Raw genomic sequence first — 17,059 nt, forward strand, 5'->3', positions numbered from 1 at the left:
GGTTTAAGTGTTCTGTTTAAAGATGTTCATGCAACAATTGTTCTACGTAAGGTTGTTGCGGTTTGTTTAACAAGTGTTCAGTTTTTTCAAACGTAATCATTTTACCACGATACAAAATTAAGATCTTGTCAGCAATATGTTTAACGATTTGCGGCGAATGTGTAACGAAAATATACGAAATACCCATATCTTGCTGCAAATCCAGCATTAGGTTAATGATTTGAGCTCTAACTGATGGGTCAAGCGCAACCAGCGCTTCGTCGGCAACGATGATTTGTGGCTCAAGCGATATAGCGCGGGCGATAGCAACTCGTTGCTTCTGACCGGTAGAGAGCATATGCGGGTAAAATTCATAATGCTCTGCTAATAGCCCCACTTTGCGTAAAGTCTGTTTTACGGTGTTTTGCCGCTCTTGTGCCGTTTGTCGGGTATTAAAAATCAGCGGCTCTTCTAACTGTTGGCCAATGGTGCGCTGACTATTTAGCGATTTTTCGCTGTCCTGAAAGATCATGCGGATATTTTGACAGCGTTGTTTGGTATTGGCGTCATAAAGCTTCTGGCCATTAAGATAAATGTCGCCGCTGGTTGGGTTATCAACGCCGGCAACCAGTTTTGCCAGGGTCGATTTACCGGAACCGGTTTCGCCCATGATAGCTAGTGTTTCGCCAGCGGCTAGCGTAAATGACGTGGGCTCTAAAGCCACCGACTTAGGTGACCAGGGCCAGTCACGGCGGCCTCGAAACGATTTACTGAGATTCTTCACCTCCAAAATAGATGTCATGATGTCGGCTCGTTTAAAGGGTAATGACAGTGGAATAATTGTTGCTCGCGCGTTGCCGCCGGCGGCGCTTTAACGCATTGCTTTTGCGCGTAGGGGCAACGTGGGCCCAGACGGCAACCGATAGGCATATGTCGAAGCGTCGGTACGGCTCCGGGTAACGTTGGCAAACGTGATTTTCGCGGTAATTCATGCTGACTTTGCAAGGACATATCGATCATTGATTGGGTATACGGGTGCGCCGGCGCTTGCAGTAACGCCGAAGCCTTACCCGTTTCCATCAACTGGCCACAGTAGAGTAGGGTCAAATACTGCGTCGCTGGTAAGATCGAGGCGACATCCTGTGTGATGAGTAATACCGACATATCCTGACTCATTGCTAACTTAGTAATCAGCCGCTGGATTTGGTCGCGCGTGGATGGCTCCATGGCGGTTGTTGGCTCATCAGCAATCAACAGTTTTGGTCGGTGTGCAATCGCAATAGCAATACTGACTTTTTGTGCGATGCCCTCAGACAGCTCGAACGGATAGCTTTTTAATACCTTTTCGTGATCGCGTACACCAACGCGATGCAGTAATTGCCTTACCCTCGTTTTACGATCGATGCGCCGGCGCAAAAAGGTACCGGTAACATCTCCGCTCGGGATAGCCTCGTTGATTTGTTGCTCGATAGTATTATTAGGATCTAAATAAGCTGCCGGGTCCTGAAAAATCATCGCCATGTCACGACCGGTAACGAACCGGCGGGCTTTTGCGTCCATCGCCAGCAAGTCCTGACCGTTCCACCATAAACGATCAGCGGTTACGCGCCAGGCAGGATTAATCACGCCAATAATGGCTTTGGCTAATAAACTTTTGCCCGAACCTGACTCGCCGACAATAGAATGAATTTCGCCTGCCTTTAATTGCAGGTTAACGCGATCCAGTATCCGCACCCGGCCTTGTGGCATATCCAGTTCGATAGTGAGGTTGCGAATGTCCAGCATGTCCATAACAGGTTACCCATCCATCCGTTGTTTGATTGCCCGACGCAAGCTATCACCGACAATATTGATAGCGGTAATGGTAATAAATAGTGCGAGACCGGGTAGCACCATCGACCAGGGCGATAAATAGACTTCATCCAGGCTGCGAGCCAGCATGCTTCCCCATTCAGGGGTTGGCGCTTGCACGCCTAGACCAAGAAAGCTCAGTGCCGCAATATCCATAATGGCTACTGATAGCGCCACAGTAAACTGCATCACCATTGCCGGTGTGATATTGGGGAAAATCACCCGATACATTAAATAGGTGTCCGAACAGCCGTTAAGCCGTGATGCTGTCACATAATCTTTTTTCCACTCACTTTGTACGGCATTGCGGGTCACGTAGACAAACTGCGGAATTAGCGAGAGCGTAATGGCGATAATGGCGTTACCCAGACCCGGTCCCAGAATCGCAATAATAACCAAGGCTAGCAAAAACGAAGGAATGGTTAATACACGGTCGAACACCTGCCCGAACAAGCGATATTTTGCATTGCGATCAATACCCGCAATAGCACCGGTAAAAATGCCAAATGACGATGCCACAATGACGATAACGAGAGGTAAGGCGAAGCTGTAAGCAGCCCCGATAAGTAATCGAGACAGCATGTCTCTACCCAGATCGTCGGTACCAAATAAAAAGGCCATGTTGCCGTCGGCGGTCCAGGACGGCGGTAATGATAACGCGTCCGAGAATTGCTGTACCGGATCGTAAGGCGCCAAAAGATAAGAGGCTAAGGTGACCACCAGCAAAATAATTAAGAACCATAACGCAATCATTGCCGCAGTGCGCTCGCGGAACGAATACCAGACTAGCTGCAACGGCGATGGGTTACGGTCTTGATAATACAGATCATGCTGAGCCATAGCGCTCCTCCCGGACAATTGGGAACCGCCAGCCGCGATAAATTTCAAATAGGAAGTTGGCAAACAATGTGGTCGCAACCAACAGTAGCAATGCGGCCTGAATAACAGGGTAGTCGCGATCCAGAATAGCCTTTAACAACCAGGAACCAATACCAGGCCAGTTGAAAATAGACTCGACGATAACGGCATTGGCTAACATCAGACCGAAAATAAACGTCAGTTGTTGCAGAATACCCTGCATTGCATTGGGCACCGCATGCTGCATAACAACTCGGTAGGGAGGCAGACCGCGCGCGCGCACCGCTTTAATATAGGGTTGCTGCATAATTTCTACGGTTGTATTGCGCATCATCCGCAGCAGCAACATGGCCGGCAAACTGGCCAGTACCACAATCGGCAACACCATATGGGCTAACGCATTTTGATAGGCAGATGCCTTATAGGCTGAGTCACTCAGAGCAATGTCGAGTAACACTGAGCCGGTTTGCGGCTCAATCAAATAAAGTGGGTCAATTTGTCCGGTAATGGGCAGCCAACGTAAATTAACGGCAAAAAACAGGATTAATAGCTGCGCTAACCAGAATACGGGAATCGAATAGCCGCCAACCGCAAACGAAACGATGGTTTTATCCAGCGGAGCCTTGTACCAGGCCGCGGATAAAGCGCCGAGCGGTACACCAATCAGCAAAGCTAAAAGCAACGCCAACAGGAGAATTTCAGCCGTTGCCATAAAGGTACGTGAGCCTTCCAGCCAAACAGGTTGCTGGGTTACCAGCGAATAGCCCCAATTCAGGTTAATGAGGTTTTGCAGGTAATACGCGTACTGAACAAAAAGGTTGGTATCGCCGCCGCGCAGTGCAAACTCTTCACCATAGGCTTCTGTGGCCACTCGTATGCCCGACATGTTGGTAATGACATCGCCGGGGAATAACCAGTTTAAAAAGAAGCTGAATACCGTCAGTAGCCATAACGCCAGCACAAAATAGAGCAGCCGGTTGATGATAAAACGCGTCATTGCGCTAACTCCTTACCGGCACGGCGGAAGCTAATACCACCATAAGGCGGCAGCTCAACACCGGTGACAAAATCTTGCTGGGCCTGATAGCGCATCGAGTGGGCAATAGGTAATAAGGGAACCTGCTGATTGAGCAAATCCTGCGCCGAACGATACAATTGACGGCGCTCAGCGGTGTCGGTAGTGGCGATGGCTTGTAACAAAATCTGGTCAAACCCGGGGTGACACCAGTTAGCGCGGTTACTGCCGGTGGCAACAGCGGCACAACTCAACAGTGGTCGAAAGAAATTATCCGGATCCGCATTGTCGGCGTACCAGCCAATCAGGGCGGTGTCATGTTCGCCACGACTTAATCTACGCCTAAAGCTATTCCACTCGTAACTGACAATGCGTACATTAATTCCCACCTGCGCCAAATCAGACTGCATAAGTTCAGCCATGCGGCGAGCATTGGGATTGTATACACGTTGCACTGGCATGGCCCAGATGGTCATCTCAAAGCCAGCTGTGATACCGGCTTCATCTAACAAAGCGCGGGCTTTTTCAGGATCATACTGATAATTGATTTGCGCTTCGCGGAAGGCCCAGGATGTCGGCGGCAATACCGATTCTGCTTGCTCAGCACTGCCGTAATAGATGGCATCAATAATAGCCCGCCGATTAATCGCATAGCTCAACGCCTGACGCACCTGCGGGTTATCAAAGGGTTTTTTCTGGGTATTAAATGCCCAGAAAGATACATTAGGGCTAACCTCTGATTTAACTTCTATTTGCGCCTGGTTCAACGACCGCAATTTACTGACCAGCGGATAGGGTATGACATCACACTCGCCGGTAACCAACTTCAGCATGCGCTTATTCGCATTCGGCGTAATGGAGTAAACCAAGTGTTCAATATCGGGACCTTCACGCCAGTAATCCGGATTGCGTGAGTAACGGATGTAATAATCCTTACGATAAGCTTCAAACCGAAATGGCCCGGTTCCAATGGGTTGCTGATCAATCAGCTCCGGTTGGTTTGCAATATCCAGCTTATGCGCATATTCAGCCGATAAGATCACCGCAAAGTCGGTAGCCAGATTGGCCAAAAATGAACTATCGGCATTATTGAGCACGATATCGATAGTGTGAGGTCCGACTTTGACCACACGGTTGATCAGACGATCCAGTCCGGTCGCCGTAAAAAAGGGGTAGCTGCCGCCGCCTACCGGGTGATAAAGCGCGGTAGAGTCTAGCCAGCGGTTAAAACTAAAAATAACGTCATCGGCATTTAAGTTACGGCTGGGCGTAAAAAAATTCGTTGTATGAAAGGCAACATCGTCGCGCAGTTTAAAGCGATACCTTGTGCCATCGTCCAGTGCCTGCCATTCGGTGGCCAGCGCAGGTACGAAGGCTTGCTCACTGGCATCGTAGTCAATTAGCCGGTCGTAAAGTTGGGCGGCAGTGGCGTCAACCGTGGTACCCGAGGTTATCCGCTGTGGATTAAATCCCTCAGGGTTGCCCTCGGAACAATACACCAAACCTTTTTGCAGTGGCTCAGGTAGTTCACGTTCGCTGCTGCAGCCGATGCTAATTAGGCTCAATAATATAGGCAAACTGGCACGCAAGTTAATCATTATCGCCGTTCGTTCCTTCCAGTAACTGGTATTTTTTTAAATAGCCACGCAGTTGGTGGTAAGTAAGGCCTAAATGTTTAGCCGTTTTCTTTTGGTTAAACTGACAGTGTTTCAGGGCATCTTGCAATAGTTTTATTTCGAAGTTTTGCGATGCCTGCTTTAAATCCAGTGGTTCCGTAACGTCGGGTGCGGCCGCAGTGGTTGAGCTTGGTTCAGCAGCCATGCCCGGCGAATCTTGCGCAGTATGTTGCTGAGTGTCAACAGCTCGTGTTTCAGCAGGTGTTGATGGTTTGGGACGAAACGGACTATCGAACGGGTCCAGTACGATCTCAGATACCGGGATGTGACCATTGCCCACCCGATAAACACTGCGCTCGACCACGTTTTTAAGTTCACGCACGTTTCCGGGCCAGTGGTAGTCCAGCAGCAGGCGCTTGGCCTTTTCAGTAAAACCACTGAATAGCTCGTATTGTAATTCGCGCGCCATGGCAATGGCGAAATGTTCAGCTAGTACCATAATATCTTCACGCCGCTCACGCAAAGGCGGTAGTGTAATCACATCAAATGCTAAGCGATCGAGCAGATCGTGGCGAAACTTTCCCTGCCGTGCCAGCGACGGCAAGTCCTCGTTGGTGGCAGCAATAAGTCGTGTATCAACTTTAACGGGACGGGAACCACCGACGCGTTCGAACTCACCATACTCAATAACGCGTAGTAGCTTTTCTTGCACCAGCATCGAGGTGTTGGCCAACTCATCCAGAAACAAAGAACCGTTGTCGGCTCTCTCAAACCGGCCTTCGTGCCGTTTACTGGCACCGGTAAAGGCGCCGGCCTCATGGCCAAACAATTCACTTTCCAGTAAGTTATCGTTAAGCGACGCACAGTTAAGGGTTATGTACTTTTGATCCCAACGCTGGGATAAAAAATGACAGCGTTGCGCAATCAATTCCTTGCCGGTCCCACGCTCGCCAATTATAAGGATAGGCTTGTTCAGTGGGGCAACCTGTGACACATGCTCTAATACATCAACAAAGCTGTTAGACTGGCCAATGAGGTTGTCCGTTGGGCGAAATTGGCTCATGTTAGGAAAAATCCCGTTTTTATAGTTATTTTTGCCAATTATTAGTTTATTTTACAAATTGGCGCAAGTTTTAATATGGCACAACAAAGTAAAAAACTAACAAAAACAGCGTGTTAAGTCGAATTTAAAAGTTGGCCTAATTGTTGAATGCCTATAACCAGAGACCAATTAGGTCACTTATTCGATTAAACACTGTGAGGTAATGATTATGGGTATTTTTTCACGTTTTAGCGATATCGTGAACTCGAATATCAACGCATTGTTAGATAAAGCGGAAGATCCGCAAAAAATGGTACGCCTGATTATCCAGGAAATGGAAGACACATTAGTCGAGGTTCGCTCAACGTCAGCGCGTTTAATCGCCGAGAAAAAAGACGTTCAGCGCCAACAACAGCGTGCCGAGCACGAAGTGCTGGACTGGGAAAGCAAAGCTGAATTAGCGTTGTCTAAAGAGCGTGAAGACTTGGCTAAGCAAGCGCTGATCGAAAAGCAAAAAGCGCAACAGGTGGTTGATTCGCTGCAACAGGAAATTGACCGTATCAACGAGAGTCTGGACAAATTAAATAGTGAAATTGGCCAGTTACAAGAAAAACTGGCGGATGCCAAAGCGCGTCAAAAGACCATTTTAATGCGCCAAAAAACGGCAACCAGCCGGCTTGCAGTTAAACAGCAAGTTGACAGCAATAAAGTTAACGATGCCATGGAAAAGTTTGACCGCTATGAGTCAAAAATTGATGACATCGAAGCGCAGGTCGAATCGTACGACTTAGGCAAACGTACCTTACGAGATGAATTTGCTGACCTGGAAAACGAAGGAAAAGTTAATGACGAGCTGGAAGCATTGAAAGCACGCATGAAAGCCAAAGAGAAAAAAGGCGACGAGTAATCTCGTTGCCCACTCTTCAACATTGATCGGTTAGGAACTGACTATGGAAATGGAAGGAATTATTGCACTACTGGTAACGCCACTCATCCTTTTTATGATCTTTGTGGCGCCTGTCTGGCTTATTCTTCACTATCGCAGTAAAAAGCAGGTGAACAAGGGATTAAGCGAAGACGAGAGAACACAATTAAATATGATGGCGGAAAAAGTTGAAAAAATGCGTGAACGGGTAAAAACACTAGAACGTATCTTGGATGCTGACTCGCCAAACTGGAGGAGCCAATAATGACCTCGATTAAACGTGAATTATGTCGCAATACCGAAAAGGGTAAATTAGCGGGTGTATGTGCGGGTCTGGCGGACTATTTGAATATCGAAGCATGGATAGTACGTGTGGTGTTTTTTACCGGCCTGATTTTTTCCAGTGGCTTCTTCTTTATCCTTTACGTTGCCGGCTGGTTAATTTTGGATAAGAAACCAACGCAGCCGCACCATATGAATGTTAAAACCGGTGTTTACCAGGCAGGAGAACCGCCGCACAGAGCGTTTCGCGAATTAAACACCGAGTTAGAAGAACTTGAGCATACGTTGCAAAAAATGGAGCGCTACGTAACCTCGGAACAATACAACCTGCATAGGGAATTCAGCAAACTGTGAGTCGAACCGATAAGCTGACCCGAAAAGTATCGCAACGAGCCCGTGATTTAGTCGATCGCGGGCTCGATCGTCATATCAGGCTGGCCGTTACCGGCTTAAGTGGCGCCGGTAAGACGGCCTTATTAACCGGCATGCTGGAACAGCTATTGTATGCCAACGACAATCCGACCCTGCCTTATTTAAACGTCCATTCGCAGCAGCGCTTACACGGTGTCAGATTGGTACCCAGCCCCAATTGGTCGGTCGCACGGTTTGATTATGAAGCGGCCATTAATGCCTTAACCAGTGAACCGTCCAACTGGCCTCAGTCGACTCGCGATGTCGCAGAAATTCGCGTCGAGATTAATTATAAGCCGTCGCGGGGTCTGGCGAGTAAGTTAAGTGACAGCCGCCGTTTAACACTCGATCTGGTTGATTACCCCGGTGAATGGTTATTGGATTTACCGATGCTTGATCAGGATTATAACGACTGGAGTCAGCAACAGTCGCGGTTAGCGAGGCAACCACTTCGCAGTGACATTTTTGCGGACTGGCACCAGCGGGTCGAAAATAGTATTCGCAACAACGATGATATCGACAAGACGCTGCGCCGCTTAGCGAATGATTATCAGCAGCAACTGCAACGCTGCAAAAATGAATTTGGCTTATACTTTTTGCAGCCAGGGCGACACTTGTTACCGGGTGAGCTGGCCGGAGCACCGGCGCTGGATTTTTTCCCCTGGCCGAGCCATTTAACCATGCCCGAATCATGGCGCCCGGTACTGGAAAGTAAGTACCGTTATTACCAGGACAAGGTCATAAAGCCCTTTTACAAAGAATACTTTCAGAATTATAACCGTCAGGTAGTGCTGGTGGACGTGTTATCTGCCTTGCAGGCTGGTGAAAATGCACTAGCTGAACTTAAGCTGGCATTGAATGAGCTGATGAAGAGCTTTGATTACGGCCACAACAGCCTGCTGAAGCGTTTGGTCGCGCCGCAAATTGACAAAGTCGCACTGGTTGCGGCCAAAGCTGACCATGTGGCGCCGCCGCAGCACGCCAATATGCGTCAGCTATTAGCCCAGTTAATGCAACAAAGCAGTCAGCAACTCTCGTTTGAACGTATTCAGTATCAATTATTCGCCACCGCCGGCGTGGCGGTTTCGCAGTCAGGAGAGCGACCCGACGGCACACTGGTTTTGGACGGCTATGACGATACCGGCGAACGGGTTCGTATTAAAGCGCCGCAGGTGCCGGCAACCTGGCCGAGTTCACAACAATGGCAACAAGGTTTTGCGTATCCGCGCTTTCACCCTCACTTTAGCAGTGGTCAGTCGCCGTTACCGCATATCCGTCTGGACCAGTTACTGGAATTTTTATTAGGAGATAAGTTGCGATGAGGCAGCAGTCACAACAACCTAAACAAGGAACGGCAGAGCTGGAATACCTGGATCCAGACGATGATGCCGTTAAACCCGTGACCGTCGAGCCTGCCGAGGTGCGGGAGCCCTTGCCGGGGCGGCCGCAAAAACGACGTCATCTTAGCCGCTGGTTGCTACTCGGTATGCTACTGCTGTTGGCAGCGGTAACCATTGAGTCAGCCTTACTCATTGTCGAGAGTTTTAATCAACACTGGCTGCTGGGCGTGTTATGGAGCGGCGGCTTAAGCATCTTATTGCTATTACTTATTATCTTTGTTGGCCGCGAATTTCTGCTGCTGCGTAAACTAAAACGACGCTGGCGCCGGGATACGCAAACAGCACAGCCACAACAGTTATTGAATGAGTTAAAACATCCCGATTTGGCGCAGGCGTGGCAACAGCTCGAGCAACCCTACTGGAACGAGCAAGAACGAGCAGAGCGCTTCGAGAAAGATATTCTCAGCCGGGTGGATCAGCAGGCACAGCGTATTATCAGCAAACGCGCCGCAGAAACTGCCGCCTTAGTCGCGGTCAGCCCCAGTTCGGTTGCGGATATGTTGTTATTGTTGTGGCGCAATCAGCGCATGATTGCTGATGTAGCTGCCTGTTATGGTGTCGAATTAGGTTATTGGAGTCGGCTACGACTTTGGCGTCAAACACTAGCGAATTTGGCTTATGCGGGCTTAAGCGAATTAGCGGTGGATCTGGGCGCTCAATGGCTCAGTGCAGAGCTGATGACAAAACTGTCCGCACGCGCAGGGCAGGGCCTTGGTGCTGGCCTTTTGACTGCGCGACTGGGTTATCAGGCCGTTAATTTAACGCGGCCATTGCCATTTCACTACACCAAGCGCCCGGGCTATGCGCGCCTGCAAAAAGATATTTTAACGCAATTGAGTCAGCTGTTACCTGGTATTTACCGACGCTCGAAAGGCACCGAAAACGAACCGCAAAAGGCCGGTGAGACGTCCTGAATAATTGCCACTGGAAAATTTACGTTACACAACAGCCTGCGCTTGTCGCGGGCTTTTTTATTGCCTTAACGCCCGCCTTCAATGCACTCTTAGAATTAATAAACGTGGTAACAAGTTTTTAATAACATAGGTGAAAAACGCATCACTATGGCTAATTCTGATAACAATAATAAAACAGCCTGGCAGATGGCTACACAAGTTATCCATGCCGGCAGTGGGCACGATGATCCTCATGGTGCGCTGGCGGCTCCGTTGTATCAAACGTCAACCTTTAAGTTTGCCAATACCGAGCAAGGCTCAGCTCGCTTTGCCGGGGAAGAAGGCGGCTATATTTACAGTCGGCTGGGTAATCCCACTACGCATGAGTTAGAAACGCGTGTCGCGGTGCTGGAAGGTTACGATGCCGCTGCAGCCACTGCCACCGGAATGGGTGCCATTGCCGCAACGACTATGGCGTTTGTTAAGGCCGGTGATCACATTGTAGTTTCTGATGCGATTTATGGCTGTAGTTTCGCCCTGTTCAGTGAGTTATTTGAACGTTTTGGCGTGCATGCCGATTTTGTCGACTTAACTGACGCTGATGCGCTAACCACGGCGCTTAAAGACAACACGCGATTGGTGTTTTTGGAAAGCCCGGCTAACCCGCATTTAAAGCTGGTAGATATCGAAGCAGTGAGTCAAATACTAGCCGGCCGCGATATCAAGCTGATTGTCGACAACACGTTTATGACACCGTTATTACAGCAACCAAAACAACTGGGTGCTGATCTGGTTATTCACAGCGCCACTAAATTTTTGAATGGTCACGGTGACGTTGTCGCCGGCATCGTTTGCGGCAGCGCTGATGACATTGCGCTGATCAAAGGCACGACGCTAAAAGATATGGGTGCAACCATTAGCCCGCACGATGCCTGGCTAATTTTAAGAGGTTTAAAAACGTTAGATGTGCGGATGCAGCGGCATTGTGAAAATGCAGAAAAAGTCGCTGACTTTTTGCATAAGCATAGCTTAGTGCGCAAGGTTTACTACCCGGGATTAGCTGAACACCCGAATCACAGCTTAATCGGCACGCAGATGCGCCATGCCGGAGCCGTTATTGCGTTCGAGCTTGATGGCGATGAAGCACAGTCGCGTTACTTTTTAAATCAGCTACAGATGATACCGCTGGCAGTGAGTCTGGGGGATGCAGAAACCTTGATACAGCATCCGGCGTCAATGACCCACTCGCCTTATACCCCGGAGGCACGTCAAAAAGCCGGTATTAGCGATACGCTGGTTCGCATTGCGGTAGGGCTGGAAGCTGCTCAGGACATCATTGCTGATCTTAGCCAGGCACTGCAGTCGAGTCAGCAGCGCTGGCAACGAAGCGCATAAAAAATTACGACTAACACAACAAGAGGAAGGTATGGGTAAACAGAGTCAATACGTATCCAAGCAGCCGGACGAGAATGGCATCATTCATTGGACCGACGAGGAGAATGCAATCTGGCATGATTTAGTTGAGCGCCAGTTAAAATGTATTCCCGGAAAAGCCTGTGACGAGTATATGAAAGGACTCGAGTTACTCGATCTACCGACAGACCGCTTACCGCAGTTACACGAACTCAATGAGGTGCTTGAGCGCGAGACCGGCTGGCAAGTGGCCGCGGTGCCGGCGCTTATTCCGTTCGACGAATTTTTCCGGCTACTGGCTAATAAGCAATTCCCGGTAGCAACCTTTATTCGTACACGGGAAGAGTTTGACTACCTGCAAGAGCCAGATATCTTCCACGAGATTTTTGGCCATTGCCCGTTGTTAACGAACCCGGCCTTCGCTCACTTTACCCATCAATACGGTAAGCTGGGTTATGCTGCCTCACCTAAAGAGCGTGTATACTTAGCGCGTTTATATTGGTTTACCGTGGAATTTGGTTTGATGAAAACCAAAGAAGGTTTACGCATTTATGGTGGCGGTATTTTATCGTCACCGGCAGAAACCGAGTACGCCGTAAACAGCGATAAGCCCGAACGTAAGCCGCTGAAAGCGCTGGACGCGCTACGCACGCCATACCGCATTGATATTATTCAGCCGGTGTACTACACCATCGAAAGTGTTGATGAACTATTTGAAATTTCCGACATGGATATTATGGCGTTGGTTCAAGAAGCAATGGAGCTCGGCTTGTTTGAGCCGAAATTTCCGCCAAAGCCAAAAACCGATGTCGCATAAGACATAAATCCAGTAACTTGCGCCTCTGGCGCAAGTCAAAAAATAAACCAAAGGAGCAACAATGTCTCTAGATAGCGAAAAATGCGAAGCCTGTCGTGGCGACGTGCCAAAAGTAAGCGACGACGAGCTTAAAGAGTTAATGCGTGAAATCCCCGAGTGGACCCCAATCACCCGTGACGGCGTGATGATGCTACAACGCGAATATAAGTTCAAAAACTTCCGTCAGGCTCTAGCCTTCACTAATCGCGTCGGCGAGCTTGCCGAAGAAGAAAAGCACCATCCGGAGATCACCACAGAGTGGGGCAAAACAACCGTTATCTGGTGGACGCACGCAATTGACGGTCTGCATCGCAATGATTTTATTATGGCGGCAAAGACCGATAAGGTTGTTGAAGCGTAATTAATTTACGTAGCTTTCGACCAATGGAATAAAACCCCAGCCGAGTGCTGGGGTTTTTGCTATCTGTCGGGGGCCAGATGCTGTATTATTTGCTTTACAAACATTCGATGATTTGACGTGAGAGTTAAACGCCAGGGTTATGAGACTAGAGATTACATGCGACGACCGTTTAGGAATCTGTCAGGACGTTTTACAGATACTGCGCGATCAGGAGATTGATTTACGCGGCATAGAAGTTGATCCGCGCGGTAAAATATTCCTCAACTTCCCGGAGTTGGCATTCGAAGACTTTAGTTATTTAATGCCGCAGATTCGTCGTATCCCCAACGTTAAAGATGTTAAGACGATCCCCTACATGCCATTTGAGCGTGAGCACTTTGAGTTTAGCTTGCTGTTGAGTACCTTGCCGGATCCGGTGTTATCCATAGACAGCAAAGGCCAAATCGATATTATCAACGATGCTGGTGTGCAGTTACTAGCAGGTAACAATGAACAGCTCAAAGGCGAACTCATCAATCAGTATATCCATGGTTTTTCGATTTTGCGCTGGTTAGATAAGGAGCCCAAAGAGCCCACTTACGAGGCGATTCTTATTGGGCAAAGTGAATATCACGCGCAGTTATTACCGATTTGGGTCACAGCAGAGGATGGCGGTGAAACCTTTGCCGGAGCGGTTATTACCTGTAAAACCGAACCGATCACAGCCACTTGGCAGCGTGGCGACAATCAATCAGCGTTTGGTGGCATTTTAACCGAACACGCGAGTATAAAGCGTGTGCTTAAAGACGCACAGCGTATGGCAGAACTCGATGCGCCGTTATTGATAGAAGGCGAAACCGGCTCGGGGAAAGAGTTGTTAGCCAAGGCCTGCCACTGTGCCAGCGCGCGCTTTGAAAAACCATTTTTGGCGATTAACTGTGCGGCGCTACCGGATAACGTTGCCGAGAGTGAATTATTTGGTCACGGTGAGGGTAGTCTGAGTCATCAAAGTGCACGAAAAACCGGGGTTTTGGAGCAAGCTGCCGGCGGTACCGTGTTACTGGACTCCGTGGGTGAAATGTCCATAAGCTTGCAGGCCAAATTATTGCGCTTTTTAGAGGATGGCGTATTTCGTCGCATTGGTGAGGAGCAGGAAGTCAGTGTTGATGTGCGGGTAATTTGTACCGCTCAGGACCAATTGTATGCATTGGTGGAGCAGGGTAAGTTCCGTGAAGATTTATATTATCGCCTGAACGTCTTATCGCTAAACCTGCCGCCGTTGCGAGAGCGTGGGGCAGATGTTCTGTTGTTGGCGGAACATTTTATTAATCAAGCCTGCAAAACCTTGGGTAGAAGCCAGGTTAAGCTGGGTCGCGCGACACGCGAAAAGTTACGACGTTATCAATGGCCGGGTAATGTCAGACAACTTGAAAACACCATGTTCCGCTCAGTATCGATGCTTGAAGGCGACGTTCTTGAGCCCGGCGATGTACGTTTGCCTGAACTAAAACAATCTGATGAGCCCTTAGCCATCGATATGGATGATCTGAGTTTAGATGATGCCGTGCGGCAGTTTGAAGCCAACATCCTAAAACGCTTGTATCCTAGCTTCCCCAGTACGCGGCAACTAGCTAAGCGGTTGGGCCTTTCACATACCGCTGTTGCTAATAAGTTACGAGACTATGGCATTGGAAAACAACGCAAGCGTAAATAAAAGCGGACACTAAAAAACGGCTGTAAAAATAAGTTTACAATCAAAATCAATCAAAAACGCGCTCATTGTAACGACTCGAGCGCGTTTTTTTGTGCCTGCTTCCGCCTGTAAAAAAAACGCTACAGCGGCCGTGCCGACTTCGCAAAAATCTGTGTGTGTCAGAAGCTCGCCAAGTTCCGGCCATCCTTCTAAAGTAAGCTGACAAACAACAACATTACAAATGACATAAAGTCATGAAACCGAACACGAGGAAGGAACACACTATGTCAGAACAAATGACTAATCCCCTGAATACCGATGGTTTTGAATTCGTTGAGTACACGGCTCCGGATCAAAAGGGTATCGACGCGTTAAAAGACTTATTTGATAAGCTGGGCTTTACAGAAGTGGCCAAGCACAAATCTAAGCAAGCTTGGTTATACAAACAAAACGATATTAACTTTGTGGTAAATGCGGAGCCCGGCGGTCAGGCTGAAGAGTTTGCACAAGATCACGGGCCCAGCGTTTGTGGTATGGCTTGGCGTGTTAAAGATGCTAGCCACGCATTGAAGCATTCATTAGAGAATGGCGCGAAAGCGTTTCCGGACGACAAAGGTGTTATTGAAAACATTCCTGCGGTTTTCGGCATTGGTGAAAGTGCGTTGTACTTTGTCGACAACTATCAAAATAACGAAATCTACCAGCAACATTTTGATTTCTACGATAGCTGGGAAAACAAAATGAAAGACCACGCGGCAGGTCTGTACGAAATTGACCACCTGACGCATAACGTATTCCGCGGCAACATGGATACCTGGGCAGGCTTTTATGAGCGCATTGGTAACTTCCGCGAAATCCGTTACTTCGACATTGAAGGTAAGCTGACAGGTCTGCTAAGCCGTGCAATGACTGCACCTTGCGGCAAAATCCGTATTCCAATTAACGAGTCGCACGACGACAAATCACAAATTGAAGAATACCTGCGTGAATACAAAGGCGAGGGCATTCAGCACATTGCACTCACCTCAGACAACATCTACAAAACCGTTGAAGACCTGCGCTCAATTGGTATGGAATTCATGGACACGCCGGACACCTATTACGACAAAATCAACGAGCGTGTTGAAGGCCATGACGAAGACGTTGACGCGCTACGCAAGCAACGCATTCTGATTGACGGAGCGCCAATGAAAGACGGTATTTTGCTGCAAATCTTCACGCAAACTGTGATTGGTCCGGTATTCTTCGAGATCATTCAGCGTAAAGGTAACGAAGGCTTTGGCGAAGGTAACTTTAAAGCGCTGTTTGAGAGCATTGAAGAAGACCAAATTCGCCGGGGAGTATTAGACGATGCGTAAATGGATCAGCTTCCCGAAGCAGGAAGGGACGTCGTCACGACAAGCCCATGCTGACTTTCCGGAGCAGGCCATTTATGAGCGCGAAGCGGGTCGCAGCGGCTTTTTTGGCCCTGCGACACACTTCCATCATCAACATGCGCCGACCGGTTGGTCGGAATGGGAAGGTCCGCTTAAACCGCGTGCCTTTGATTTTAACCAGCTTACCGAGCAAGCGCCGGAAAATCCGTGGTTAACGCCGGATTTGCTGTCAAACAACAGTTGTAAGTTCCGTATCTGGCACTGCTCAGAGAATATGCCGTATTTGGTGCGCAATGCTGACGGCGACGATCTGTTGTTTGTGCATGAAGGCAGCGGTCACTTGTATTGCGACTATGGCCATATTCACCTGGTTAAGGGTGACTACTTCTTAGTGCCGCGTTCGACCAACTGGCGCTTAGAGCCCGGCGAGAAAATGGAATTGCTGATGATTGAAACCACCAATGGTTCGTATCAGCTGCCGGAGAAGGGCATTGTCGGTAACCATGCGGTATTCGACCCGGCGGTTCTGGATACGCCTGCCATTGATGACGAGTTTAAAGCACAGTACAGCGAAGACAGCTGGAAAGTGTATGTTAAGCGTCATCAGCAAGTCAGCGTTATTACTTATCCGTATAACCCGTTGGATGCCATTGGCTGGCACGGTGATTTAGCCCCCGTGCGTTTGAACTGGCGTGACATACGGCCACTAATGAGTCACCGGTATCACTTACCGCCGTCAGCACACACAACGTTTGTTGCTGAACGTTTCGTGGTGTGTACTTTTGTGCCACGTCCTATCGAGTCTGATCCTGGCGCACTTAAAGTGCCGTTTTATCACAACAACGATGATTATGACGAGGTGTTGTTCTACCACGAGGGTGACTTCTTTAGCCGCGATAATATTGACCGTGGTATGGTAACCTTCCATCCGGCAGGATTTACCCATGGCCCACACCCGAAAGCTTTCAAGGCGGGTCGGGAACATAAAAAGAAATTCACTGACGAAGTCGCAGTCATGCTGGATACACGCGACGCATTGCAAATGAGCGACGCGGCGATGAAAGTCGAGAATCCAGATTATGTCTACAGCTGGCAGGAGAAATAACAAC

At 48.8% G+C, this 17,059-nt stretch carries 17 protein-coding genes; 11 read left to right on the plus strand and 6 right to left on the minus strand.

Annotated elements, in window-relative coordinates:
• Positions 1-16: 16 nt before the first annotated feature.
• From DEU29_RS00435 to pspF, 6 genes are read right to left on the minus strand one after another with little or no spacing between them, the layout of a single operon-like run.
• Positions 17-781, minus strand: coding sequence for an ATP-binding cassette domain-containing protein (locus tag DEU29_RS00435; RefSeq protein ID WP_133538231.1), 765 nt, complete (start codon positions 779-781; stop codon positions 17-19).
• Positions 778-1,770, minus strand: coding sequence for an oligopeptide/dipeptide ABC transporter ATP-binding protein (locus DEU29_RS00440; RefSeq protein ID WP_133538232.1), 993 nt, complete (start codon positions 1,768-1,770; stop codon positions 778-780). Before DEU29_RS00440 ends, DEU29_RS00435 begins: the two co-directional genes overlap by 4 nt.
• A 6-nt stretch (positions 1,771-1,776) precedes the next feature.
• The gene (locus DEU29_RS00445; RefSeq protein WP_133538233.1) at positions 1,777-2,670 is read right to left on the minus strand and encodes an ABC transporter permease subunit; all 894 of its coding nucleotides are present in this window, start codon (positions 2,668-2,670) and stop codon (positions 1,777-1,779) included.
• Positions 2,657-3,685 (minus strand): ABC transporter permease, encoded by a 1,029-nt coding sequence (locus DEU29_RS00450; protein ID WP_133538234.1) that lies wholly within the window; start codon positions 3,683-3,685, stop codon positions 2,657-2,659. The genes DEU29_RS00445 and DEU29_RS00450 overlap by 14 nt, the downstream gene beginning before the upstream one ends.
• Positions 3,682-5,301, minus strand: a complete 1,620-nt coding sequence (locus DEU29_RS00455) for an ABC transporter substrate-binding protein (protein WP_133538235.1) — start codon at positions 5,299-5,301, stop codon at positions 3,682-3,684. The genes DEU29_RS00450 and DEU29_RS00455 overlap by 4 nt, the downstream gene beginning before the upstream one ends.
• On the minus strand, positions 5,294-6,382 hold the full coding sequence (gene pspF, locus DEU29_RS00460) for a phage shock protein operon transcriptional activator (protein ID WP_133538236.1): 1,089 nt from the start codon (positions 6,380-6,382) through the stop codon (positions 5,294-5,296). Before pspF ends, DEU29_RS00455 begins: the two co-directional genes overlap by 8 nt.
• A gap of 208 nt (positions 6,383-6,590) precedes the next feature.
• Between pspF and pspA the strand changes: the two genes are divergently transcribed.
• The 11 genes from pspA (at position 6,591) to DEU29_RS00515 (ending at position 17,055) form a co-directional block, all read left to right on the plus strand.
• Positions 6,591-7,268, plus strand: a complete 678-nt coding sequence (gene pspA, locus DEU29_RS00465) for a phage shock protein PspA (protein ID WP_133538237.1) — start codon at positions 6,591-6,593, stop codon at positions 7,266-7,268.
• Positions 7,269-7,317: 49 nt separating this feature from the next.
• Positions 7,318-7,551, plus strand: coding sequence for an envelope stress response membrane protein PspB (pspB, locus tag DEU29_RS00470; protein ID WP_432206863.1), 234 nt, complete (start codon positions 7,318-7,320; stop codon positions 7,549-7,551).
• Positions 7,551-7,922, plus strand: coding sequence for an envelope stress response membrane protein PspC (gene pspC, locus DEU29_RS00475; protein ID WP_133538239.1), 372 nt, complete (start codon positions 7,551-7,553; stop codon positions 7,920-7,922). Before pspB ends, pspC begins: the two co-directional genes overlap by 1 nt.
• Positions 7,919-9,301: a YcjX family protein gene (locus tag DEU29_RS00480; protein ID WP_243734383.1), complete on the plus strand. Its 1,383-nt coding sequence runs from the start codon at positions 7,919-7,921 to the stop codon at positions 9,299-9,301. Before pspC ends, DEU29_RS00480 begins: the two co-directional genes overlap by 4 nt.
• Positions 9,298-10,293 carry a TIGR01620 family protein gene (locus DEU29_RS00485; protein ID WP_133538240.1) on the plus strand — a complete coding sequence of 332 codons (996 nt, stop codon included), beginning with the start codon at positions 9,298-9,300 and terminating at the stop codon, positions 10,291-10,293. The genes DEU29_RS00480 and DEU29_RS00485 overlap by 4 nt, the downstream gene beginning before the upstream one ends.
• Before the next feature lie 147 nt (positions 10,294-10,440).
• On the plus strand, positions 10,441-11,667 hold the full coding sequence (gene megL, locus DEU29_RS00490) for a methionine gamma-lyase (protein ID WP_133538241.1): 1,227 nt from the start codon (positions 10,441-10,443) through the stop codon (positions 11,665-11,667).
• A 31-nt stretch (positions 11,668-11,698) separates the two neighbouring features.
• On the plus strand, positions 11,699-12,502 hold the full coding sequence (gene phhA / locus DEU29_RS00495; protein ID WP_133538242.1) for a phenylalanine 4-monooxygenase: 804 nt from the start codon (positions 11,699-11,701) through the stop codon (positions 12,500-12,502).
• 61 nt (positions 12,503-12,563) lie between these two features.
• Positions 12,564-12,902: a 4a-hydroxytetrahydrobiopterin dehydratase gene (locus DEU29_RS00500; RefSeq protein ID WP_133538243.1), complete on the plus strand. Its 339-nt coding sequence runs from the start codon at positions 12,564-12,566 to the stop codon at positions 12,900-12,902.
• Between the two features lie 139 nt (positions 12,903-13,041).
• Entirely contained in the window at positions 13,042-14,595 is a 1,554-nt protein-coding gene (tyrR, locus tag DEU29_RS00505) for a transcriptional regulator TyrR (protein ID WP_133538244.1), read from the plus strand.
• Between the two features lie 263 nt (positions 14,596-14,858).
• Entirely contained in the window at positions 14,859-15,932 is a 1,074-nt protein-coding gene (gene hppD, locus DEU29_RS00510) for a 4-hydroxyphenylpyruvate dioxygenase (protein ID WP_133538245.1), read from the plus strand.
• Entirely contained in the window at positions 15,925-17,055 is a 1,131-nt protein-coding gene (locus tag DEU29_RS00515) for a homogentisate 1,2-dioxygenase (protein WP_133538246.1), read from the plus strand. The genes hppD and DEU29_RS00515 overlap by 8 nt, the downstream gene beginning before the upstream one ends.
• Positions 17,056-17,059: the final 4 nt, after the last annotated feature.

The organism is Idiomarina aquatica (assembly GCF_004362895.1).
In the GTDB taxonomy this organism is placed as follows: Bacteria; Pseudomonadota; Gammaproteobacteria; order Enterobacterales; family Alteromonadaceae; genus Idiomarina.

Excerpts from the sequence above, each read along its gene's own strand:
- DEU29_RS00435 (WP_133538231.1), bottom strand. The coding sequence starts at position 781 with ATGACATCTATTTTGGAGGTGAAGAATCTCAGTAAATCGTTTCGAGGC.
- DEU29_RS00440 (WP_133538232.1), bottom strand. The coding sequence starts at position 1,770 with ATGGACATGCTGGACATTCGCAACCTCACTATCGAACTGGATATGCCA.
- DEU29_RS00445 (WP_133538233.1), bottom strand. The coding sequence starts at position 2,670 with ATGGCTCAGCATGATCTGTATTATCAAGACCGTAACCCATCGCCGTTG.
- DEU29_RS00450 (WP_133538234.1), bottom strand. The coding sequence starts at position 3,685 with ATGACGCGTTTTATCATCAACCGGCTGCTCTATTTTGTGCTGGCGTTA.
- DEU29_RS00455 (WP_133538235.1), bottom strand. The coding sequence starts at position 5,301 with ATGATTAACTTGCGTGCCAGTTTGCCTATATTATTGAGCCTAATTAGC.
- pspF (WP_133538236.1), bottom strand. The coding sequence starts at position 6,382 with ATGAGCCAATTTCGCCCAACGGACAACCTCATTGGCCAGTCTAACAGC.
- pspA (WP_133538237.1), top strand. The coding sequence starts at position 6,591 with ATGGGTATTTTTTCACGTTTTAGCGATATCGTGAACTCGAATATCAAC.
- pspB (WP_432206863.1), top strand. The coding sequence starts at position 7,318 with ATGGAAGGAATTATTGCACTACTGGTAACGCCACTCATCCTTTTTATG.
- pspC (WP_133538239.1), top strand. The coding sequence starts at position 7,551 with ATGACCTCGATTAAACGTGAATTATGTCGCAATACCGAAAAGGGTAAA.
- DEU29_RS00485 (WP_133538240.1), top strand. The coding sequence starts at position 9,298 with ATGAGGCAGCAGTCACAACAACCTAAACAAGGAACGGCAGAGCTGGAA.
- megL (WP_133538241.1), top strand. The coding sequence starts at position 10,441 with ATGGCTAATTCTGATAACAATAATAAAACAGCCTGGCAGATGGCTACA.
- phhA (WP_133538242.1), top strand. The coding sequence starts at position 11,699 with ATGGGTAAACAGAGTCAATACGTATCCAAGCAGCCGGACGAGAATGGC.
- DEU29_RS00500 (WP_133538243.1), top strand. The coding sequence starts at position 12,564 with ATGTCTCTAGATAGCGAAAAATGCGAAGCCTGTCGTGGCGACGTGCCA.
- tyrR (WP_133538244.1), top strand. The coding sequence starts at position 13,042 with ATGAGACTAGAGATTACATGCGACGACCGTTTAGGAATCTGTCAGGAC.
- hppD (WP_133538245.1), top strand. The coding sequence starts at position 14,859 with ATGTCAGAACAAATGACTAATCCCCTGAATACCGATGGTTTTGAATTC.
- DEU29_RS00515 (WP_133538246.1), top strand. The coding sequence starts at position 15,925 with ATGCGTAAATGGATCAGCTTCCCGAAGCAGGAAGGGACGTCGTCACGA.